The sequence below is a fragment of the Solwaraspora sp. WMMA2101 genome (assembly GCF_049179175.1).
Taxonomy (GTDB): Bacteria; Actinomycetota; Actinomycetes; order Mycobacteriales; family Micromonosporaceae; genus Micromonospora_E.
Map to the genome: position 1 here is coordinate 2138662 of NZ_JBMHMA010000006.1, position 17653 is coordinate 2156314.

Sequence of the window (17653 nt, forward strand, 5' to 3'; positions counted from 1 at the left end):
TTCCTCAGGTCCGTACGGATGTCCGTCCGTCACGGTACGCCGGCCACTCGTCGGCGAGCATCGCGAAGTCGAGCTCCGTACTCCATTCGCCCTTGAAGAAGTCGTTGCGCACCAGCCGGGCCTCCTGGCGCATGCCGAGGCGCCGCGCGAGCCGGGCCGACGGTGTGTTGCGCTCGTCGATCCGGGCGACGATGCGGTGCAGGCCGAGCTGGTCGAAACCGAGGCCGAGCAGGGCGCGGGCGGCCTCGGTGGCGTAACCCTGGCCGCTGGCGTCAGGGTGTACGACGTACCCGATCTCGCCGCCGCGCTGCGCGCGGCTGTGCCAGAAGAGCACCACGTCGCCGATCAGCCGGCCGGTCGCGGCGACCTCGATACCGAGGGTGAGCGCCTGGCCGTCGTCGGTCAGCCCGGTGTTCGCCCACATCGTCGCCAGCCGGGCGACGACGTCGTCGCGGGTCATCGGCGCGAACGGCACGTACCGGCAGACCTCCGGCCGGCTGCGGTAGCTCAGCAGGTCGTCGACGTCGGCGGCGGTCAGTGGCCGCAGCAGCAGCCGCTCGGTACGGACCGGGTAGTCGGGGTGCAGGCCGGCGGGTGCCGCCGCCACGGTCGCCCACGTGGTCGCGGTGCCGGCCGACACGTCGCCGCCGGGCAGGCGGTAGACGGAGACGTGCGCGGGCGACTCGGCGGTGAACTCGGCGCCGGACCAGTCGGCGTGCCGGGACTCCAGCTCGAGGCCGGCCAGCTGCGCCATCAGGTCCATCTCGGCCGGCCAGACGTAGCGGTGCGGGCTGCGGAACAGGCTCACCTGCCCCTTGCCGTCGATCCGGAAGTGGTGCGACACCAGGTGCTGGCTGAGCAGGTCGTAGGTGTCCAGGCCGACGTAGCTGTCGTCGGCGTGGAAGACGGTGGCCTCCCTGCCCGGCGGCAGCGTACGCAGTTGCGGCACCTCGAGTTCGACCACGAACCGGCCACCGGGGACGAGGTGGCGGGCGGCGTTGCGGAAACAGGCGACCTGTTCGGCCTGGCTGAGCAGGTTGGAGATGGTGTTGTAGACCAGGTAGACGAGCCGGTACCGGCCCGGTGCGGTGGCGGTGGCCATGTCGCCGACGATCACCGGGATCTGCTGCGCGGTCGCCTTGGTCCGCAGCTGCCGTAGCATCGGCCGGGACAGCTCGATGCCGGTCACCGGGACTCCTCGGGCGGCCAGCGGCACCGCGACCCGACCGGTGCCGACAGCGAACTCCAGCGCCGGGCCACCGTCGGCCAGGGCGACCAGCCGGTCCACGGTCGGGTCGAGCGTTTCGGCGGCGAACATGCCCGTGCCGGGGGTGTCGTAGTGCCGCGCGGTCTCGTCGTTCCAGATGTCGTCGGCCCGCATACCGTCCACCATCGCCGCCGCTGGTGGCGGCAGTCCAGCGGATTCCCACCCGGCACCGACCGACACGGTGAGACGCAGGTCACTCACGAGGAAGAACCGGGGACCTCTACGGTGCCGTCTTGCCGGGTGTGAACATCAACGAAGCGGCGGCGGGGCGATGATTGGACGGATCTTCTTCGTGGAGGTGCGGCGGACCGCCGCGCTGTGGTTCGGTCTCGGGCTGGCCTTCGCGGCGGCGTTGCTGACCGCTGACCCGGAACGCTGGGACGGTGCCTGGATGGCGACGGTCCTCGCCCACCACGCCGGTCTGGACCTGCTGTGGCCGCTGGCCCTCGCCGCCGGGGCCTGGCAGGGCCGACGGGACCACGCTGCCGGCATCGCCGACCTGCTCGCCGCCACTGCCCGCCCCGGATGGGCCCGGGTCGCCCCGCAGACGGCGGTGGTCGCCGGCTGCCTGACCGGTGGGTACGTCGGCGGGCTGCTCGACGGGCTCGGCCGCGCCCTGCTGGCGGCCACCTATCATCCGCCGGGCTGGTACTGGCCGCTGCTCGCCGGCTCGCTGAGCATCGCCGCTGCCGGACTGCTCGGCCTCGGCGTCGGCCGGCTGCTGCCGTCGCGGCTCACCGCCGCGCTGCTCGCCCTGGGCGGCCTTGCCGCCGTCGTGGTCCTCGCGATCGGATCGGCCGACAGCGACCGTCCGGTGCTGCTGCTCGGTCCGGCCTACCTCGGCGACACCGACCAGTACTCCATCGTTGACACTCGGGTCGTCGCCGGCAAACTGGTCTGGTTCGCCGCCCTCGCCGCCACCGGGTTCGCGCTGTACGCCGCCGGCGGCCGGCGGGCCCGGCTGCTGGCCGCCCTGCCCACCGTCGTCGGCCTGGTCGCGGCGTTGGCGTTGTTCCCGCCACCGGGAGCGGCCGTCCGGCCGAACCCGCAGGCGACCGCACTGGTCTGCACCGACGAGGCACCCCGGGTCTGCGTCACCCGGCTGCACGAACCCGCGCTGGCCCAGATCGTCGAACCGGCCCGGCGGGCCCTGGCCCTGCTCAGCCGGCTGCCCGACGCACCGACCCAGGTCGTCGAGGAGCCCAGCCGGCACGGTACCCCGGTCGTGCAGCACCGCGACAGCGTCCACCTGGAACTCGTCGTATACGGCGACGGGACAGTGATCACTGGACAGCAGTCGATCGAGGACACCATTCTCGACGGTGCCGGCACCTGGGCCTGCGGCGCCGCCGCCGACGACGTCGCGGGCTGGGAGCCGATCCAGGCCGCCCGCGCCGCCGCCGGCCTGTGGTTGCAGGGCCGCGACGCCGGGCCGGACGAGTTCTGGCCTCCGGTGCAGCAGATGGTCGTCGACGCGCTGGCGGGCCTGCGGGCGTTGCCGCCGGACGAGCAGGTGGCCCGGGTGGCCGCGCTGCGGGCCGCCGCGCTCGACTGCCGGCCGGACCTGTACGACGTACTGACCGGGCCCTGACCGCCGGACCAGGTACGACCGCTGGCCACCGGGGCCGGCGGGGCCGGCGGACAGGTCTTGTCGGACCCTTCGACTACGGCGCGAACATGCCGGACCACAGAGGAACGGAGGTCGCGGACGCCGGGCGGGATCCGATCGACCGGCTGGCCCGCGACCGTACCGTCGCGGCCTGGCTCGGTGGTCTCGACGAGACCGAGCTGTGCGGTCTGCTGACCGACGCGACGGCGCTCGGCACCGGGATCGGCGGCACGACGGCGTCGATCGACGTGGCCGGCGGCCCGGTGTTCGTCAAACGCGTCCCCCTGACCGACCTCGAGTTGCGCGTCGAACACCACGGCTGCACCCGCAACCTGTTCGAGCTGCCGACCTTCTACCAGTACGGCGTGGGATCCGCCGGGTTCGGTGCGTGGCGTGAGCTGGCCGCCCACCGGACCGTGTCGGAGTGGGTGCGACAAGGCCGGTGGCGAGTTTCCCGCTCCTGCACCACTGGCGGATCCTGCCGGTACGCCCCGAACCGATGGAACCCACATCGATCGACAGGTGGATCGTCCGCTGCGGCCGCTTACGCGATGGTCGACCGGTCGCTGGAAAGCACCACCCGGCTCCTCGCTGAGAATGACTTCGCGCATTTCGACGCGCACACGCACAACCTGCTGACCGACGGCCACGAGATCTACGTCGCCGATTTCGGCCTGGCCGCGCACGCCGACTTCGACCTCGATCCGGCCGAGCACGCGTTCCTGCGGCGGCACCGCCACTACGACCGCTGCTACACCGCCACCCACCTCGTCTTCGCGGTCATCGGCAACGCGTTGCGGGAGCCCTGGCCGGCGTGTCTGGACTACCTTCGGTCGCGGCCGGGTGACGACCATCCACGGCTGCCACGGGAGGCTGTCACGCTGGTCCGGCGGTACGCGGCGGTAGCGACGATCATGGGCGGGTTCTGGCAGGCCGTGATCCGCGACCGGACCGCGCCCTACCCGGCCGACGCGCTGGCCGACGCGCTCGCGGCGGCATCGGCGTCGCCGGCCTGACCGCCGCCCGGCGCACTCCCCGCCCGAAAGTGTCCGCACAGGCAGTGGCGATAGGGTGCGACGGTGCGGACCAAGCAGGAGCTCAGTGACGCCATCCGGCGGCAGCGGCGGGCGGTGCTGATCGTCAACGCCAAGTCGCGGCGGGGTCGGCAGCTCTACAGCGACGCCCGCCAGCGGCTGACCGCCGCCGGCTTCGACCTGCTGGCCACGTACCCGGTCGACGAGCCGGGCGAGCTGGAACGCAACCTCGACGAGGCGGTCGGGCTGGCCCCGGACCTGCTGGTCGCCGGCGGCGGGGACGGCACGATCGGGGCCGCCGCCCGGTTGCTCGCCCACCGCGACATCGCGCTCGGGCTGCTGCCGCTGGGCACCACCAACAACTTCGCCCGCACCCTGGGCATCCCGCTCGACCTGGATGACGCCGTCGGCGTCATCACCGGCGGCAAGGTGATCGACGTCGACCTGGGCCTCGCCGGTGACCTGCCGTTCGCCAACCACGTCGGCATCGGGTTGTCCGCCGACGTGATGCTGCGTACCCCGCCCCGGCTCAAACGGGTGGTCGGCAAGCTGGCCTACCCGGCGACGGCGGCGGCGTTGATGGCCCGGCACCGGCCGCTGCGGGTCAGCGTCCGCGCCGAGGGCCGGACCCGCGAATTCACCACCCATCAGCTGTACGTCGCCAACGGCGGTCACCAGGCGGGGCGGCCGATCACCGCCGACGCCAACGCCGACGACCGGCTGCTGGTGGCGTACCCGGTCGGTGGGCCGACCCGCCGCAGCCTGTTGGGCGCGACGGTGCGCAACGCCGCGACCGGCCATCGCCGGACCCTGCGCCACGACCCGTTCCTCGCCGTCGGTGAGCTGCTGGTGGAGACCGACCGCCCGGCGCGGGTCGAGATCGACGGCGAGTTGTCGGGTCGGACGCCGGTCCGGCTGCGGGTCGACGCCAACGCGTTGCGGGTGATGGCGGCGGCCGACGTCGTCGACCGGTGACCGGGCTGGCCGGTGACCGGTGACGGGCTGGCCGCCGGGGTACCGACGACCAGCCCGATCCTGACCGGCACCGGTCAGACGAACTGCCAGAGCGTGTGGCTGGCTCCGGTGTCGTCGGCGGTCACGATCTGCGCTCCCTGCGCGGTGGATCCGCCGGCGACCCCGAGCACCTTCCCGCCGTTGGCGCACTGGATCCGGAAGTAGCCGTTGGACCGGTACCGCAGCCGCCAGCGGTGGTCGTTGGTGCCGTTGTCCGCCCACTGCAGCACCCGCGCCTCGGTCGCGGTGGACATGTTCTGCACCCCGAGCACCAGGTTGCTTTTGGCGTTGACCAGCCGGAAGCTGGCCGTGCCGGGGTTGCCGCCGCCGGGCGTGGTGGCCCAGTAGACGGTGTAGTTGTGGCCGTGCGCGTCGTGGAACGGCCCGAGGCCGACGTCGCCCCGTTGGCGGTCGCGGTGAACGCCAACGAGCTGGTGCTGGTCCGGGTGATCGACGCGACGTCGAGGTTGGGCAGGGCACTCAGCGCGGTGTTGCCGTAGTTCCCGGAGAGCACCACCGGGCCGTACGTGATCGCGGCGACGTCGGGGTTGTCGTTGGCCGGCACCATGATCACCCGCATCGGCAGCCGGACCGTCACGGTGTCACCCGAGGTCCAGGACCGGGTGAGGGTGGCGTAGCTGCCGGGCGTCGTGGCAATGCCCTGCTGGGTGCCGTTGACGCTGACCGTCGCGCCGCTGGTCCAGGCGGGAATCCGGATCCGCATCGTCCAGGTGCCGGCGGCGTTGCCGGTGACGGTGAGGGTGGTGGTGTCGCTGACCGGGTAGCTGGTCGTCTGGGTGACGGTGATGCCGCGCTGCGCCCAGTTGAGCACCGACGGCATGAACAGGTTGACGGTCAGCGTGGTGCCGTCGTGGAAGTAGACGGAGTCGGCCAGCGCGGTGTTGACCTCCAGGCCGGTGCCCTGGCAGCACCAGAAGGAGTCGTAGTCGGTGCTGTAGGTGCCACTGCCGGCGACGGGTCTGTCAAGTTTTCCCTACAGACCCGTACTCGGTGGTGGTGTGGTGGGGCCCGGGTCGGGGTTGCCGCCGCCGTCGACGCGGACGAGTTGCCACTGCTGGTTGGTGCCGCCCCAGTCGTCGTACTGGACGATGTTGCCGCCGTCGGCGGTCGACGCGTTCTGTACTTCGAGGGCCTTGTTGCTGTGCCGGCTGATCATGCGGACGTGGCCGCCGTCGGAGTCGGCGAGGCGCCACTGCTGGTTGGTGGCGTTGTGGTCGGTCCACTGGACGATGGCCGCGCCGTTGGCGGTGGACCAGTTGTAGACGTCGAGGACCTTGCCGGAGAGCCGGGACTTCAGTCGGTAGTAGCCGCCGCCGGAGTCGACGAACTGCCACTGCTGCTGGTTGCCGTTGTTGCGGGTCCACTGGGTGATCCGGGCCCCGTCGTTGGTGGCGAGGTTGTAGACGTCCAACGCCTTGCCACTGTTGCGGTTGACCAGGACGTACCACGCGTTGGTGTCGACCGTCGCCGCCGAGGCGGACGTCGTCGTCACCGCGACGATGCCGCCGCCGGCCAGGACCGCCGCGACCGCCGCCGCGATGCGCCGGGTCCATCTCCGGTCGGTGGTACGCCTGGTCTGGTCTGTTCCTGCCATGTCTTCCTCCGTCACCGCAGGCCGCGCGGTGCAGCCGCACGCCTGGCGGCACCACGGGGCCCGCTGGCCGCAGTTGGCCTAGCCAGTGAGCGTTAACATCCGGCCCCACCAGCCCGGTTGGCGGAGCTGGCACCAGCCCGGGGCGGCGCCAGCCGGCTCACTCCCGGTCGCGCCCCGACGGGTGTTCCATCGACTGTGAACGATAACACTACGCCCTTCAATAGGTAACAGGCGTGTTTCGTAGGGCCGGAACACCGGCCGCCACCCGGCTAGCGTTTCGCTCGACCGACAGCAACGTTTCAGCCGCCCGACACCGGTCGACATCCGCCCGTCAGGCTGAAACTGTTATCGATAACATCGGTGGCTGGCGATATCGGGCGGGAGGTCGACGGGCACCCCGTCACCTACCAACGCCACCGCCAGAACCGGTACTCGTAGCGCACCGTCAAGGAGCCGGCGACCGTGCTGCCGGTGACGACCAGATGCGGGGCCGTCGCGCCCGGCTCCGGCACCGCCGGCACCTTGACCCGTGCCGAACCCGCCGACGTGGTCACCCCGTCGACGTTCGCGGTCGCCCCGGGCGGCAGCACGATCGTCGCCGACCCGGCCTGGGTGGACAGCTCGACCTCCACCACCCGGTGGCTGAAGACGGCGTGCCGCATGTCCAGCAGCGCCGAACCCGCCTTGGCCCGCACCACCAGCCGGCGCGGCACGCTCCACCGGCCGGTACGCCGCAACTGCCCCGCCTGGCTGCGTAGCTCCACGACGTCGGCGGCGGCGACCGGGTCGACGGCGGGCAGGTCGGCGACGAAGGGTTCCACCTCGCCGAAGGTCCGTGCCTGCAACACCGCGTCGACCCGGTCGGAGAACTCGGTAAGGGTCAGTCGGCCCTCGGCGACGGCCGCGTTGAGCCGGGCGACCACCGCTTCCCGGTCCGCATCGGACATCCGCAGTTCCCGCCGCGACGGCACGACCTCGCCACTCATCCGACCACTTTACGACGCGGCGCCGTACCGGCGTCAGTGCGTAGGTCGGTGGGTTCGTCAGTGCCGGATCGGCATCAGCAGTGAACAGCTCCGGTCGTCGTCGGGCAGCCGCACGGCCAGCGGCTGGATCGGCCCGTCCAGGTCGAGCACCAGCTGACCGCCACCGGCGGCTTCCACCGCCTGCAACAGGAACTCCCGGTTCACCGCGACGTACCGGTCCGGCGCGACGCGCCAGGCGGCCTCGTCGACGCATTCGACCGTGCCGCCGTCGGTCGCCGCCAGCACCGCGACCGGGTGGGTGACGCCCTGGTGTTCGCGGACCACCAGCGGGGCCCGGCCCGGCTCCAGCGCCTGGCGCAGCGCGGTCGCGTCGACGGCGAACTCCCGACGGCCACCGGCACCCCGGGCCGGCAGCAGCGCCCGGTAGTCGGGGAAGTCGACGTCCAGCGGCTCGACGGCGATCCGCCAGCCAGGTGCCGCGCCTTCGACCCGGTCCCGGCCGAGGGTCAGCTCGACCTGCGGATTGCGGTCCAGCTGGCTGCGGACGCCGTCGACGAAGACGCCCGGCAGCAGCACCGACACCGGCGGACCGTCGACCGCCGTCGGCGTGAGTTCGGCGTACGCCAGCCGGAACCGGTCGGTCGCGGCGAACCGTACGGTGTCGGCGGTGACCTCGACGTGCACCCCGGCCAGGGCGGGGATCTCCGGGTCGCTGCCGACGGCGAACCGTACGGCGGTCAGGGCGCGGGCCGCGTCGACGGCGTCGACGGTGACACGGGTGGTGGGCATGGTCACTTCGTTCTCCTCGGCATCGAGCAGGGCATGGATGCGGGAGAGCTCCCGGCGGGCGTCGGCGAGCCCGTCGACCAGACGCAGCAGATGGACGTCGAGCAGCCGGCGGACCACCTCGACGTCCGGCAACGCCCGTACCGCCTCGGTGATCTCGGCCAGCGGCAGGCCGACCCGACGCAGCCCGGCCAGCAGCCGGGCGGCGCGCAACTGGTGCGCCGCGTACCAGCGGTAGCCGGTGTGCGGGTCCACCGTCGCCGGGGTCAGCACCCCGGCGGCGTCGTAGAACCGCAGCGCGCTCACGGTCAACCCGCTCGCCCGTGCCGTCGCGCCGATGCTGCGCATGTCGCTCTCCACATCCAGGACTCTGCGGCCTCGACCTGGTCGAGGGTCAAGCCGGCCGGTGGGTCCACCCCGGGGTGCCCGACCGTGGGAGTATCACAGTCCCAGCCGGAGTCCGTGACGCGATGCGCCCGGAGGCACCATGACACCGCAGACACCGTCCCCGCCACCGACCCCGCCCACGCCGGTGATCGCCGGCCTGCCGGCGCTGGCCTGGCAACACGTCCCGGTCGCAGCCGGCTACGACCCCGACCGGCAGGCACTGTCGATCACGGCGGGCGCCGGCACGGACTGGTTCGTCGACCCGGTCGGTGCATACCGTACGCATGACGCGCCAGCACTGCTGTTCGACTGTCCGGCGGGCGAGTTCGCCCTCTCGGCCCGGGTCACGGTCGACTTCGCCGCCGCGTTCGACGCCGGAGTGCTGTGCCTTCGCCTCGACGAGGAGCACTGGGCGAAGCTCTGCTTCGAGTTTTCACCGCAGGGGCAGCCGATGGTGGTGACGGTGGTCACCAACGGCACGTCGGACGACGCGAACACGGTCACCGTCGACTCGTCCACTGTCCACCTTCGGGTGCTGCGCAAAGGGCTGGCGTACGCGTTCCACTACTCCCTCGACGGGGTGTCGTGGCAGTTCGCCCGGTTGTTCCGGCTTGCCGGCGACGCGGCCGGGTCGACCCGGGTGGGCTTTCTCGCCCAGTCCCCCACCGGGCAGCGCTGCGCCGCCACGTTCGAGCGGATCGCCCTGGTCGACGAGGTTCCCGACGACCTGCGCGGCGGCCAGTGACCCACCCGGGCGGTGTCGCCGAGGCGATCGACCGGTCCACCGTGCACAGTCGACGCGGTGACTGGGCGGGCGCGATCGACCACCAGCGCCGGGCCGTCGCGCTCGCCGACGAACTGGTCGCCGCCGCACCGGACGACGCGGCACTGCGTGCCGGGCTGGGCGGGCTGCACTACCGACTCGGCTCGCTGCACCTCGCCGCCGGGGACCCGGCCACGGCGGTGGCCGCGCTCGACGACGCCGAGCGGGCGTACGCCGGATCGGTCGGCACCGTCGCCGACGCGGAGCTGTCGCTGGCCGATGTGCTGGCCCGTCGCGCGCTGGCCCAGTCGGTACGGGGCTGGGCCGCCTCGGCGGAGGTCGACGCCGACGGCGCGGTGGCCATCTACCTGGCGGTGACCGGCGGCGACCCGGCGCACCCGCAGCGGCGGGACCTGGCCCGGACGCTGGCGACGAACGCCGCGACCCTGGCTTCCGACGGTGACCCGCAGGTCGCCGTCGCCTCGGCGAACGCCGCGCTGGGCTACTACGGCCAGCCCGACAGTGATTCCGGCGGCGGCGACGACCCCGACACGACCGACGACAGCGTCGCCGCTGGGGCCGACGGCGACACGACTGACGACAGCGACAGCGCCGACGGCGGGTACGTGTTCAGCGCCGCCGCCGTGTCGGCGCTGCTGAACTTCGTCGACGGCCGGGTCGTCGACGGATTCCTACCGGCGGCGACGATCGTCGCCAGGCTGCCGCCGGACGAGGACCGGCAGGCGCTGGAGGCCGAACTGCGGGTGGTCGACGGGATGCTGTCGGCCGCCGGCACGCCGGTGCCGTTCCCGCCGGAGTTCGGCCGGAGCCTGGCCCGGCTGGTGCTGCCGAACCTGCGGGGTCGCGGCCTGCTGTGGGTGCCGTCGTCGCAGTGGCTGGACCGGGCGGTCGCGCCGACGCTGCCGGCGGCGGTGCAGCGGCACGCCGGCGCGGCCGGGCAGCCGACGCTGGCGCAGGAGCTGGCCGGCCAGGACCGGCCGGAGCTGATCTGGACGACGCCGATGCGATGGTGGTCCGGCCTGTCGCTGGACACGGTGTCGCGGTTGGCGGCGCTCGCCGTCGAGGTGCTGCCCCGGGCGTACGGCGACGGGCGGCGGCTGGTGTTGGCGGCGCACACGCTGTTCGCCACCGCGCACCGGCCACGGCAGGGGCAGCCCGTGCCGGGGCCGACGGCGTACCTGCCGACCTGGCAACGGCTGCTGGAGGTGGCCGTCGACCAGTGCCGGGTGGCCGGCGACGACGCGCTCGCCGCCGACCTCGACGGATGGCGCGCCCGGGTCCGTTGACCCGGGCCCGACGACCCGGCCCGACGGCCGCGCCGACGACCTGGCCCGACGACCCGAGGCGCGGCTCAGCCGCGCTGGCGGTACAGGACGTGCCCGCAGGCCGCCCCGAGGATCAGCTCGGCGACCGTGGCCGCGACCAGCCCGGTCGCCGGCAACCCGTCCACCGCCATGCTGAACAGCCGGGACAGCCCGTACGCCAGGTAGACCGCCGCGCCGACCAGCGCGGCGGTGAAGGTCAACCGGCGGACGAACGCCCCGAGGGCGACCAGTACGCCGGTGGCCAGCAGCGCCCCACCGGCGGCCCGGATCTCACTGAGCAGGCTGGGGTTGCCGCCGAACTCGATGTCGTTGCCGGCGTGGAACGCCTCCGGGGCGGCCAGGACCGCACCGCCGATGCCGACCACGACCAGACCTGCGACGGCGAGGATCACCGCCTGCGTACGGCTACGCGGCACCGCCCCGGCCCGGCCGGCGGCGGCGGCGGTCACTGCTGCCACGCCCCGACGGCGGCGGCCTGCCGGCAGAAGTCGGCGAAGTCACGGGGCGGGCGGCCCAGTGCCCGCTCGACGCCGTCGCCGAGTGCGGCGTTGCGCCCGTCGAACACCTCGGTGCACAGGTCGGTGAGCAGTCGCGCGTAGTCCGGCCCGACCTCGGCGACCAGGCCGAGGTGGAACTGTTCGGCGGTGACCGGCAGGTAGGTCACGGCGCGTCCGGCAGCGTCGGCGATCTCCGCCGCCGCCTGCGCGAAGGTCAGCAGCCGTGGCCCGGTGACGTCGTAGGCCCGCCCGGTGAGCCGGTCGTCGGTGAGCAACGCGACGGCGACGTCGGCCACGTCGTCCAGGTCGACGAACGGCTCGGCCACGCCGCCGGCCGGCATCGCGATCGTGCCGGTCAGGACCGGGCCGAGCAGGCTGCCTTCGGTGAAGTTCTGGTTGAACCAGCTGGCGCGGACGATGCCGTAGGTCAGACCGGAGTCGGCGACGATCGCCTCGCAGCGCTGGGCGTTGGTCTCGCCACGGCCGGAGAGCAGCACGAGTTTGCGTACCCCGGCGTCGCGGGCGGCGGCGGTGAACTTCTCGACCAGGGCCGGGGCCTCGGGCGCGGCGAGGTCCGGGTGGTAGCACAGGTAGACCGAGTCCACCCCGTCCAGCGCGGGCGACCAGCTCGCCGGGTCCTCCCAGCGCAACGGCTGGGCGCTGCTGCGGCTGGCCCGGATCACCGGGTGGCCGAGTGCGGCGAGCCGGTCGGCGACCCGCCGGCCGGTCTTGCCGGTCGCCGCGGTGACGAGCACTGACGGTCGTGACATGAGGAACTCCCGTTTCGGGTCGGCGCGGCCCACCGGGGAACAGGAGGCCGCTTGTCGTGTCACCAGCCTGCCGTGGCTGCCGTGGCCGGACAATGATTGTGCTGCCGGCATTATTTGCCGATCGTCCAGAGCAGTGGACGATCGGCACAACACCAAGGATGCTGGGCAGGTGTGGACGACACCCAGTTGCGTGGTCCCGCCGGTCAGCGACCCGCTCGGCGAGACGCTGCACATGTTCCGACTGACCGGCACCCTCTACTGCCGGGCCGAGTTGACCGCGCCGTGGGGGGTCGACGTGCCGGAGCTGCCCGGCTGCATGACCCTGCAGGTGGTCACCGCCGGCCGGTACTGGTTGGAGGTGGCCGGGGCCGAGCCGTACCTGATCGGGCCGGGCAGCTTGACGCTGATCCCGCACGGCGTACCGCACCGCTTCCGTAGCGCCCCCGCGACCCCGACGCTGCCGCTGTTCGACATTCCGGTGCAGCAGCTCAGCGACCGGTACGAGATCATGCGCCACGGCGGCGGCGGGGAGCTCACCCAGGTGACGTACGCGGTGCTGCGCCCGGACCACGTCGCCGCCCGCCGGTTGATCGCGCAGCTGCCGGCGGTGCTGCACCTGGACCGGTTCGACGACGACGAGTCGGGCTGGCTGCACAGCACGCTGCGGCTGGTCGCCCGGGAGGCGCAGGCGCTGCGGCCGGGCGGCGAGACGATGCTGACCCGCCTGGCCGACGTACTGGTGATCCAGGCCATCCGGTCCTGGTTGGACGCCGCGCCGGAGGCCCGGCAGGGCTGGCTGGCCGCACTGCGCGACGACCAGATCGGCCGGGCGTTGACCGCGCTGCACCGGGCCCCGGAGCGGGGCTGGACCGTCGACGCCCTGGCACGGCAGGTGGACATGTCCCGGTCGGCGTTCGCAGCCCGCTTCACCGACCTCGTCGGCGAGCCGGTGATCCGCTACCTGGCGACCTGGCGGCTGCAGCTGGCCCACGACCACCTGCAACGCAGCGACGATCCGCTGCCCGTGGTCGCCCGCCGGTTCGGCTACCAGTCGGAGGCGGCGTTCTGTCGGGCCTTCAAACGGGCGTACGGGGTGCCACCGGGTCAGGTCCGACGACGAACCGGCACACTGGGCGGATGGCACTCCTACGGGTCGACTTCTTCTCCGACGTCCTGGAGCAGGGCACCTCGATGACCGTTCTGCTGCCGCAGCAGAGCAGGACCAGGATCGGTGCCCCCGCGCGCGGCGGCGACAGCGCCGCACCGGTGCTCTACCTGCTGCACGGGCTGACCGACGACGCCACCGCCTGGACCCGCTACAGCTCCATCGAGCGCTACGCCGAGGAGCGGGGGCTCGCCGTGGTGATGCCTCAGGTCAACCGCAGCATGTACGCCGACGAGGCGCACGGCGCACCGTTCTGGACCTTCCTCTCCACCGAGCTGCCGGCGGTGGTCGAGGGGTTCTTCCGGGTTTCCCGGCGGCGCGAGGACACCTTCGTCGCCGGCCTTTCCATGGGCGGGTACGGTGCGCTGCGCTGGGCGCTGCGCCGGCCCGAGCGGTTCGCGGCGGCGGCCAGCCTCTCCGGCGTACTCGATGTCGGCGCCCGTCAGCACGGCCCGCCGGTGTCGGCGACCGACCCGCTGATGCACCGGGTCTTCGGCGACCGGGAGGTCACCGGCAGCGACGACGACCTGTTCACCGTCCTCGACCGGGCCGACCCGGCGACGCTGCCTCGGCTCTGGGTCGGCTGCGGCACCGAGGACGAGTTGTATCCGGACAACGTACGGTTCCGCGACGCCTGCGCGGACCGGGGTGTCGGAGTCACCATCGACTTCGGACCGGGCGACCACCTGTGGAGCTACTGGGACGCCAAGATCCGCGACGTGATCGCCTGGTTGCCGCTGTGACCGACCCGGGTGCGGGTGGCGACCCTGCTGCGGGCCAGCCGGCGGCAGGCGACGACCCGGCGACGACGGTGGCCGGCTCGTTGGCGGACCGGCTCGCCACGGTGACCTTCACCGACCTGACCACCGACCAGGTCACCGCCCTGCTCGTCGACGCCGTCGCCGACTGGGGTGCCCGGCAGGGCTGGCGGGTGTACCGCCGCGCGGCCAGTGTCCTGCCGCTGCCGCCACCGATGGCCGACAGGCACTCGGTCGTCGACGTCGCCTGCGCCCGGCCCGGTGGCGCTCCGGTCGTGGTCGAGATCGACCACACCGATCGGCGCCGTACGGTGGAGAAGCTGCTCGCCGAGGCCGCCGCCGGCCGCGTCGCGATCTGGGTCCGCTGGGGCACCCGCAGCTTCACCGCCCCACCTGACCCGGTCCATCTGGTCACCCTCGCGGTCACCGCGCGCACCGCCACCGACCGGGGCGTACGGCTGTTCAGCCGGCAGCCGACCCGCCAGCTCGCGCCGCCGCCGCACCGGGCCGGCCCGGTCGCCGCCGGCCCGCCGGAGTCCCTTTTCGACCCGGCGGGCGCGGCGCACACCCCGGGCTGACGCCCGGTCGAGCCGGACGCACCGCTGCGGGTACCGGAGTCATCCCCGTTGTCCACGTGGTTACGTGAACCGGCCCCGGCCCCACAGACCGGGCTGCGGAGGGCGGCACGGTGGCACACGCCTCCGGCTCAGGAGCGGATCACGTCGGATCACGCCGGGAACCAGTGTCAACCGCCGGTGCCCGGCTGCGAAACTCAGCACACATGACAAAATCTGCCGCTGGTGTCACGAAGTGGACAAGGTGACGTTCCTTGGAAGGGCGGTGACATCTGGTGTCCGTGACGGAGATCAAGTCCGAACTGCGCGCACTGCGGGCCGGCCGAGGGGTGTCCGCCGCCAACCTGTCCGGCCGGATCGGCGACCACCTGCGGGCGCTCTGCGGCACCGGTGGAGCCGGCCGGGCCGACGACCCTGCCCAGTTGCGCGAACGGGTGGTGGCCGAGCTCAACGGTCAGGCCCGGCAGTTGCCCGACGACATGGCGCTCGCCGCCCGGGTCGCCCTCGGGCTGCACCCGCAGGCCCAGGAGACCCATTTCCGGGGCCGGGTCGCCTGGCTGGCCCGGCAGCTGGGTCGCGAGGACCGGACCGCACTGCGCCGGATCAACGAGGCGGAGGTACTGCTGGCCGAGGCTATCGGCCGGGAGCTGGGCCGACGCAGCGCACAACCGGCCGGCGCGGGCTGGCACGTCGACCGGCTGCGGGTACTGGTGCGACTGGACACCCCGACGATGGAGGCGTACGAGGAACGCCGGATCGTGGCCGACCACGACGGTCTCGACCAGATCACCCTCGGCATGTCGCTGCCCTGCCCGCCAGGCAGCACCGGCCTCGACATCGAGGCCGGTGTCCACTGGGGCGGTCGGACGATCCGGCACGAGCGACCGCTGCCCCAGCGCTCACAACTGGTCGTCGGGCTGCCCCGGCCACTCGCCGCCGGTGAGTCGTGCGACTTCTGTGTGGTGACCCGGCTGGGCCCGAGCCAGGTCGCATACCCGCATTACGTCCTGACCGCGACACGACGGTGCCGACGCTTCGAACTGCGGGTGCGATTCGACCCTGACCGAATGCCCAGTTGGGTGCGGCGAGTGACCGGGGAGCCGGTGCGGTTGCTGGATTCACCGCAGCCCGGAAGGGAACTGATTCAGCCGGACGCGGTCAGTGAGGTGTACGCGGAGTTCGACGAGCCGGAGCTGTATCTCGCGTACGGCGTGCAGTGGTTTCCCACGGCCCGTCGGTAACGTTGACCGGGGCCCAGGAATGCTTCAGTCGGTCTCCATCGTGCATCACCTCCGCTGACATCGACCTGCGGAATCCAGGAACGTCATGGCCGGCCTCGGACAGCCAGCATGGACCGCCCGCACGGTGCGGGAGGCCAACGTTGACAGCAGTGTCCGACGGCGTGAACGGGTACCGAGTCGACAGGTCACCACCAGCGTGACGACTGGCGGCTGAGAATCGGTGGACCACTTCGGGGCCACCCGGTAAGTGGATTGGCGGGGACCGGGAACCTGGCTGCGCGGCCCAGCCGCGGCAGCGGGCGACTATCGAGCGAAACGACGTCGGATCGCTGGTCTGGTCATCGACAAATGCAGGCGCGAATGCGAAGGCTGAACATGTGGTCTGTCTCCCCGTGAGTTCGACGTAGGACAATCCTATCAACCGCCCGCCACCTCCGCCATCGAAAATACGACCCCCTGGCAATAGCCGATCCACAGTCGATCCAGGTGGACGAGGGTGACGCCGGACCGGGTCGACAATGGGTGCTAAGGTCGCCTCAGCGTCGCGTGTCGGTGGCAGTCCGTGTCAGACATGGAGGCGCCGGACCGAAGGGAGCACGACAATGATCACCGTCGTCCCTTCGCCCGTCACCCATGGGTGAGGGCGATTCGACGGGTACGGGCGCGGCGGCCAGGCTGGTGGCCTGGAGCCGGGAGCTGCGTACCACCCACGACAAGCTGCGCGACGCGCTGGCCGTGACCAGACAGGCGGTGGCCGCCGGCGAGCCGGTGGCACCGGCGACCAGGCAGTTGCTGCTGTACTGCCACGGCTTCTGCGCCGCGCTGACCGCCCACCACGAGGGCGAGGACCGCGAACTGTTCCCCGCCGTCGCCGCACAGCACCCCGAGTTGCGCGACACGCTCTACTACCTGCGGCAGGACCACTCGATGATCGCGCACCTGCTGGGCGGTCTGCAGGCGGCGGTGGACTCCTGCGCCACGCCCGCCGAGCTGGACCGGCACCTGGAGGGCCTGGCTGCCGTCATGGAGTCGCACTTCCGGTACGAGGAACGCCAGTTGCTGCCGATCCTGGAGACGCTGACGTTGGCGGCGGACCCCCGTACCGTCCTCGGGCCGCTGTGACCGCTGCGTTGTCCGCCGCTGCGTTGTCCGCCGCCGGCCCGGCCGCGCCTGATGGGCCGGGTACGCGGGCTACCGCGAGCGTGGGCCGGAGCGACGACGGGAGCTCAGCCGGCCACGGACGGCGCGCCGGGCGATCGGCCCCAACTCGTCGACGACGTCGGCGAGCACCGCCAACTGCTCCAACGTGGCCACAGCGGCATCGGCACCCGACCGGTCGATGCCGTCGTACAGCTCCAGGCCGATGAACCCGGCCGTGACCGCGCGGGCCAGCCCGGCCGGGTCCGCCAGCTCGGCCAGCGGCGACCCGGCCAGCACCCGGCACAGCACCTGCTCGATCTCGTCGGTCCACAACCGCAGCGCGGCGGCCGTCGGTGCGGCGAGCCGGTCGTCGACCTGCGCGCCGGCGAGCAGTTGGGCGAGCACGGCCAGGCTGCCGTTGCGACGCTCCTGCTCGTGCAGGTCACGACCGAGCTCCAGCAACTCCCGCAGCGACCGGACGGCCGCGAACCGGTCCCGGTAATGCGCGACCCGGGCGGCGGTGGCCGCCTGGCAGGCGGCGGCGAGCAGGTCGTCGAGCGTGCCGAAGTGGTAGAACACCAACGCCTGGTTGACTCCGGCGCAGGCGGCGACGGTGCGGGCGGACACCCCGGCGATGCCGTGCTGGCGGATCGCCTGCAATGCCCCGTCCATCAGGCGCTGCCTGGTGGCGCTGGCCGGG

At 72.6% G+C, this 17653-nt stretch carries 18 protein-coding genes and 2 pseudogenes; 11 read left to right on the top strand and 9 right to left on the bottom strand.

All coding sequences use genetic code 11. The annotated features are described in order from the left end of the window. Positions 1 to 4: 4 nt before the first annotated feature. Positions 5 to 1468 carry a GNAT family N-acetyltransferase gene (locus ACN28F_RS10435; RefSeq protein WP_421357574.1) on the bottom strand — a complete coding sequence of 488 codons (1464 nt, stop codon included), beginning with the start codon at positions 1466 to 1468 and terminating at the stop codon, positions 5 to 7. A 70-nt stretch (positions 1469 to 1538) separates the two neighbouring features. On the opposite strand from ACN28F_RS10435, the gene ACN28F_RS10440 reads away from it, so the two are divergent. The 3 genes from ACN28F_RS10440 to ACN28F_RS10450 all read left to right on the top strand — a co-directional run bounded on the left by ACN28F_RS10440 (position 1539) and on the right by ACN28F_RS10450 (position 4885). After that, positions 1539 to 2858: a hypothetical protein gene (locus tag ACN28F_RS10440; protein WP_421357575.1), complete on the top strand. Its 1320-nt coding sequence runs from the start codon at positions 1539 to 1541 to the stop codon at positions 2856 to 2858. Between the two features lie 86 nt (positions 2859 to 2944). Then, on the top strand, positions 2945 to 3892 hold the full coding sequence (locus ACN28F_RS10445; protein ID WP_421357576.1) for a hypothetical protein: 948 nt from the start codon (positions 2945 to 2947) through the stop codon (positions 3890 to 3892). A gap of 63 nt (positions 3893 to 3955) precedes the next feature. After that, on the top strand, positions 3956 to 4885 hold the full coding sequence (locus tag ACN28F_RS10450) for a diacylglycerol/lipid kinase family protein (protein WP_289207839.1): 930 nt from the start codon (positions 3956 to 3958) through the stop codon (positions 4883 to 4885). 74 nt (positions 4886 to 4959) lie between these two features. Here ACN28F_RS10450 and ACN28F_RS10455 read toward each other — a convergent pair whose 3' ends face one another. Beyond that, positions 4960 to 5178 (bottom strand): RICIN domain-containing protein, encoded by a 219-nt coding sequence (locus ACN28F_RS10455; RefSeq protein WP_421357577.1) that lies wholly within the window; start codon positions 5176 to 5178, stop codon positions 4960 to 4962. A gap of 105 nt (positions 5179 to 5283) precedes the next feature. On the opposite strand from ACN28F_RS10455, the gene ACN28F_RS10460 reads away from it, so the two are divergent. After that, positions 5284 to 5424, top strand: coding sequence for a hypothetical protein (locus ACN28F_RS10460; protein ID WP_353850592.1), 141 nt, complete (start codon positions 5284 to 5286; stop codon positions 5422 to 5424). 137 nt (positions 5425 to 5561) lie between these two features. Here ACN28F_RS10460 and ACN28F_RS10465 read toward each other — a convergent pair. The 4 genes and pseudogenes from ACN28F_RS10465 to ACN28F_RS10480 all read right to left on the bottom strand — a co-directional run. Then, positions 5562 to 5765: pseudogene (locus ACN28F_RS10465) on the bottom strand (hypothetical protein); the annotation flags it as partial. Between the two features lie 165 nt (positions 5766 to 5930). Continuing rightward, positions 5931 to 6539: pseudogene (locus ACN28F_RS10470) on the bottom strand (RICIN domain-containing protein); the annotation flags it as partial. Positions 6540 to 6943: 404 nt separating this feature from the next. Beyond that, positions 6944 to 7525, bottom strand: coding sequence for a DUF1707 SHOCT-like domain-containing protein (locus ACN28F_RS10475; protein WP_289207841.1), 582 nt, complete (start codon positions 7523 to 7525; stop codon positions 6944 to 6946). 57 nt (positions 7526 to 7582) lie between these two features. Beyond that, positions 7583 to 8659: a MerR family transcriptional regulator gene (locus ACN28F_RS10480; RefSeq protein WP_421357578.1), complete on the bottom strand. Its 1077-nt coding sequence runs from the start codon at positions 8657 to 8659 to the stop codon at positions 7583 to 7585. A 139-nt stretch (positions 8660 to 8798) separates the two neighbouring features. Here ACN28F_RS10480 and ACN28F_RS10485 point away from each other — a divergent pair, with 139 nt between their 5' ends. Both ACN28F_RS10485 and ACN28F_RS10490 read left to right on the top strand, forming a co-directional pair. Beyond that, entirely contained in the window at positions 8799 to 9443 is a 645-nt protein-coding gene (locus ACN28F_RS10485; protein ID WP_421357579.1) for a DUF1349 domain-containing protein, read from the top strand. Continuing rightward, the gene (locus ACN28F_RS10490; protein WP_289207843.1) at positions 9440 to 10768 is read left to right on the top strand and encodes a hypothetical protein; all 1329 of its coding nucleotides are present in this window, start codon (positions 9440 to 9442) and stop codon (positions 10766 to 10768) included. The genes ACN28F_RS10485 and ACN28F_RS10490 overlap by 4 nt, the downstream gene beginning before the upstream one ends. Positions 10769 to 10833: 65 nt before the next feature. Here ACN28F_RS10490 and ACN28F_RS10495 read toward each other — a convergent pair whose 3' ends face one another. Together ACN28F_RS10495 and ACN28F_RS10500 are read right to left on the bottom strand one after the other, a co-directional pair. Beyond that, positions 10834 to 11265 carry a DUF4345 domain-containing protein gene (locus ACN28F_RS10495; protein ID WP_289207844.1) on the bottom strand — a complete coding sequence of 144 codons (432 nt, stop codon included), beginning with the start codon at positions 11263 to 11265 and terminating at the stop codon, positions 10834 to 10836. Beyond that, positions 11253 to 12074, bottom strand: a complete 822-nt coding sequence (locus ACN28F_RS10500) for an NAD(P)H-binding protein (RefSeq protein WP_421357580.1) — start codon at positions 12072 to 12074, stop codon at positions 11253 to 11255. Before ACN28F_RS10500 ends, ACN28F_RS10495 begins: the two co-directional genes overlap by 13 nt. 169 nt (positions 12075 to 12243) lie before the next feature. On the opposite strand from ACN28F_RS10500, the gene ACN28F_RS10505 reads away from it, so the two are divergent. From ACN28F_RS10505 to ACN28F_RS10525, 5 genes are all read left to right on the top strand, one after another. Beyond that, entirely contained in the window at positions 12244 to 13269 is a 1026-nt protein-coding gene (locus ACN28F_RS10505; RefSeq protein ID WP_289207846.1) for an AraC family transcriptional regulator, read from the top strand. Then, positions 13212 to 13982, top strand: a complete 771-nt coding sequence (locus ACN28F_RS10510) for an alpha/beta hydrolase (protein ID WP_289207847.1) — start codon at positions 13212 to 13214, stop codon at positions 13980 to 13982. The genes ACN28F_RS10505 and ACN28F_RS10510 overlap by 58 nt, the downstream gene beginning before the upstream one ends. Then, on the top strand, positions 13979 to 14575 hold the full coding sequence (locus ACN28F_RS10515) for a hypothetical protein (protein ID WP_421357581.1): 597 nt from the start codon (positions 13979 to 13981) through the stop codon (positions 14573 to 14575). Before ACN28F_RS10510 ends, ACN28F_RS10515 begins: the two co-directional genes overlap by 4 nt. A 272-nt stretch (positions 14576 to 14847) precedes the next feature. Next, positions 14848 to 15813: a hypothetical protein gene (locus tag ACN28F_RS10520; RefSeq protein WP_421357582.1), complete on the top strand. Its 966-nt coding sequence runs from the start codon at positions 14848 to 14850 to the stop codon at positions 15811 to 15813. 633 nt (positions 15814 to 16446) lie between these two features. After that, positions 16447 to 16935: a hemerythrin domain-containing protein gene (locus ACN28F_RS10525; RefSeq protein ID WP_421357583.1), complete on the top strand. Its 489-nt coding sequence runs from the start codon at positions 16447 to 16449 to the stop codon at positions 16933 to 16935. Between the two features lie 69 nt (positions 16936 to 17004). Here ACN28F_RS10525 and ACN28F_RS10530 read toward each other — a convergent pair whose 3' ends face one another. After that, positions 17005 to 17625, bottom strand: coding sequence for a TetR/AcrR family transcriptional regulator (locus ACN28F_RS10530; protein WP_289211104.1), 621 nt, complete (start codon positions 17623 to 17625; stop codon positions 17005 to 17007). Positions 17626 to 17653 lie beyond the last annotated feature (28 nt).

Bases quoted from the DNA above. Each gene is read 5' to 3' on its own strand.
- ACN28F_RS10440 (WP_421357575.1), top strand. From the start codon at position 1,539: ATGATTGGACGGATCTTCTTCGTGGAGGTGCGGCGGACCGCCGCGCTG.
- ACN28F_RS10445 (WP_421357576.1), top strand. From the start codon at position 2,945: ATGCCGGACCACAGAGGAACGGAGGTCGCGGACGCCGGGCGGGATCCG.
- ACN28F_RS10455 (WP_421357577.1), bottom strand. From the start codon at position 5,178: ATGTCCACCGCGACCGAGGCGCGGGTGCTGCAGTGGGCGGACAACGGC.
- ACN28F_RS10475 (WP_289207841.1), bottom strand. From the start codon at position 7,525: ATGAGTGGCGAGGTCGTGCCGTCGCGGCGGGAACTGCGGATGTCCGAT.
- ACN28F_RS10480 (WP_421357578.1), bottom strand. From the start codon at position 8,659: ATGCGCAGCATCGGCGCGACGGCACGGGCGAGCGGGTTGACCGTGAGC.
- ACN28F_RS10485 (WP_421357579.1), top strand. From the start codon at position 8,799: ATGACACCGCAGACACCGTCCCCGCCACCGACCCCGCCCACGCCGGTG.
- ACN28F_RS10500 (WP_421357580.1), bottom strand. From the start codon at position 12,074: ATGTCACGACCGTCAGTGCTCGTCACCGCGGCGACCGGCAAGACCGGC.
- ACN28F_RS10510 (WP_289207847.1), top strand. From the start codon at position 13,212: ATGGCACTCCTACGGGTCGACTTCTTCTCCGACGTCCTGGAGCAGGGC.
- ACN28F_RS10525 (WP_421357583.1), top strand. From the start codon at position 16,447: ATGGGTGAGGGCGATTCGACGGGTACGGGCGCGGCGGCCAGGCTGGTG.
- ACN28F_RS10530 (WP_289211104.1), bottom strand. From the start codon at position 17,625: ATGGACGGGGCATTGCAGGCGATCCGCCAGCACGGCATCGCCGGGGTG.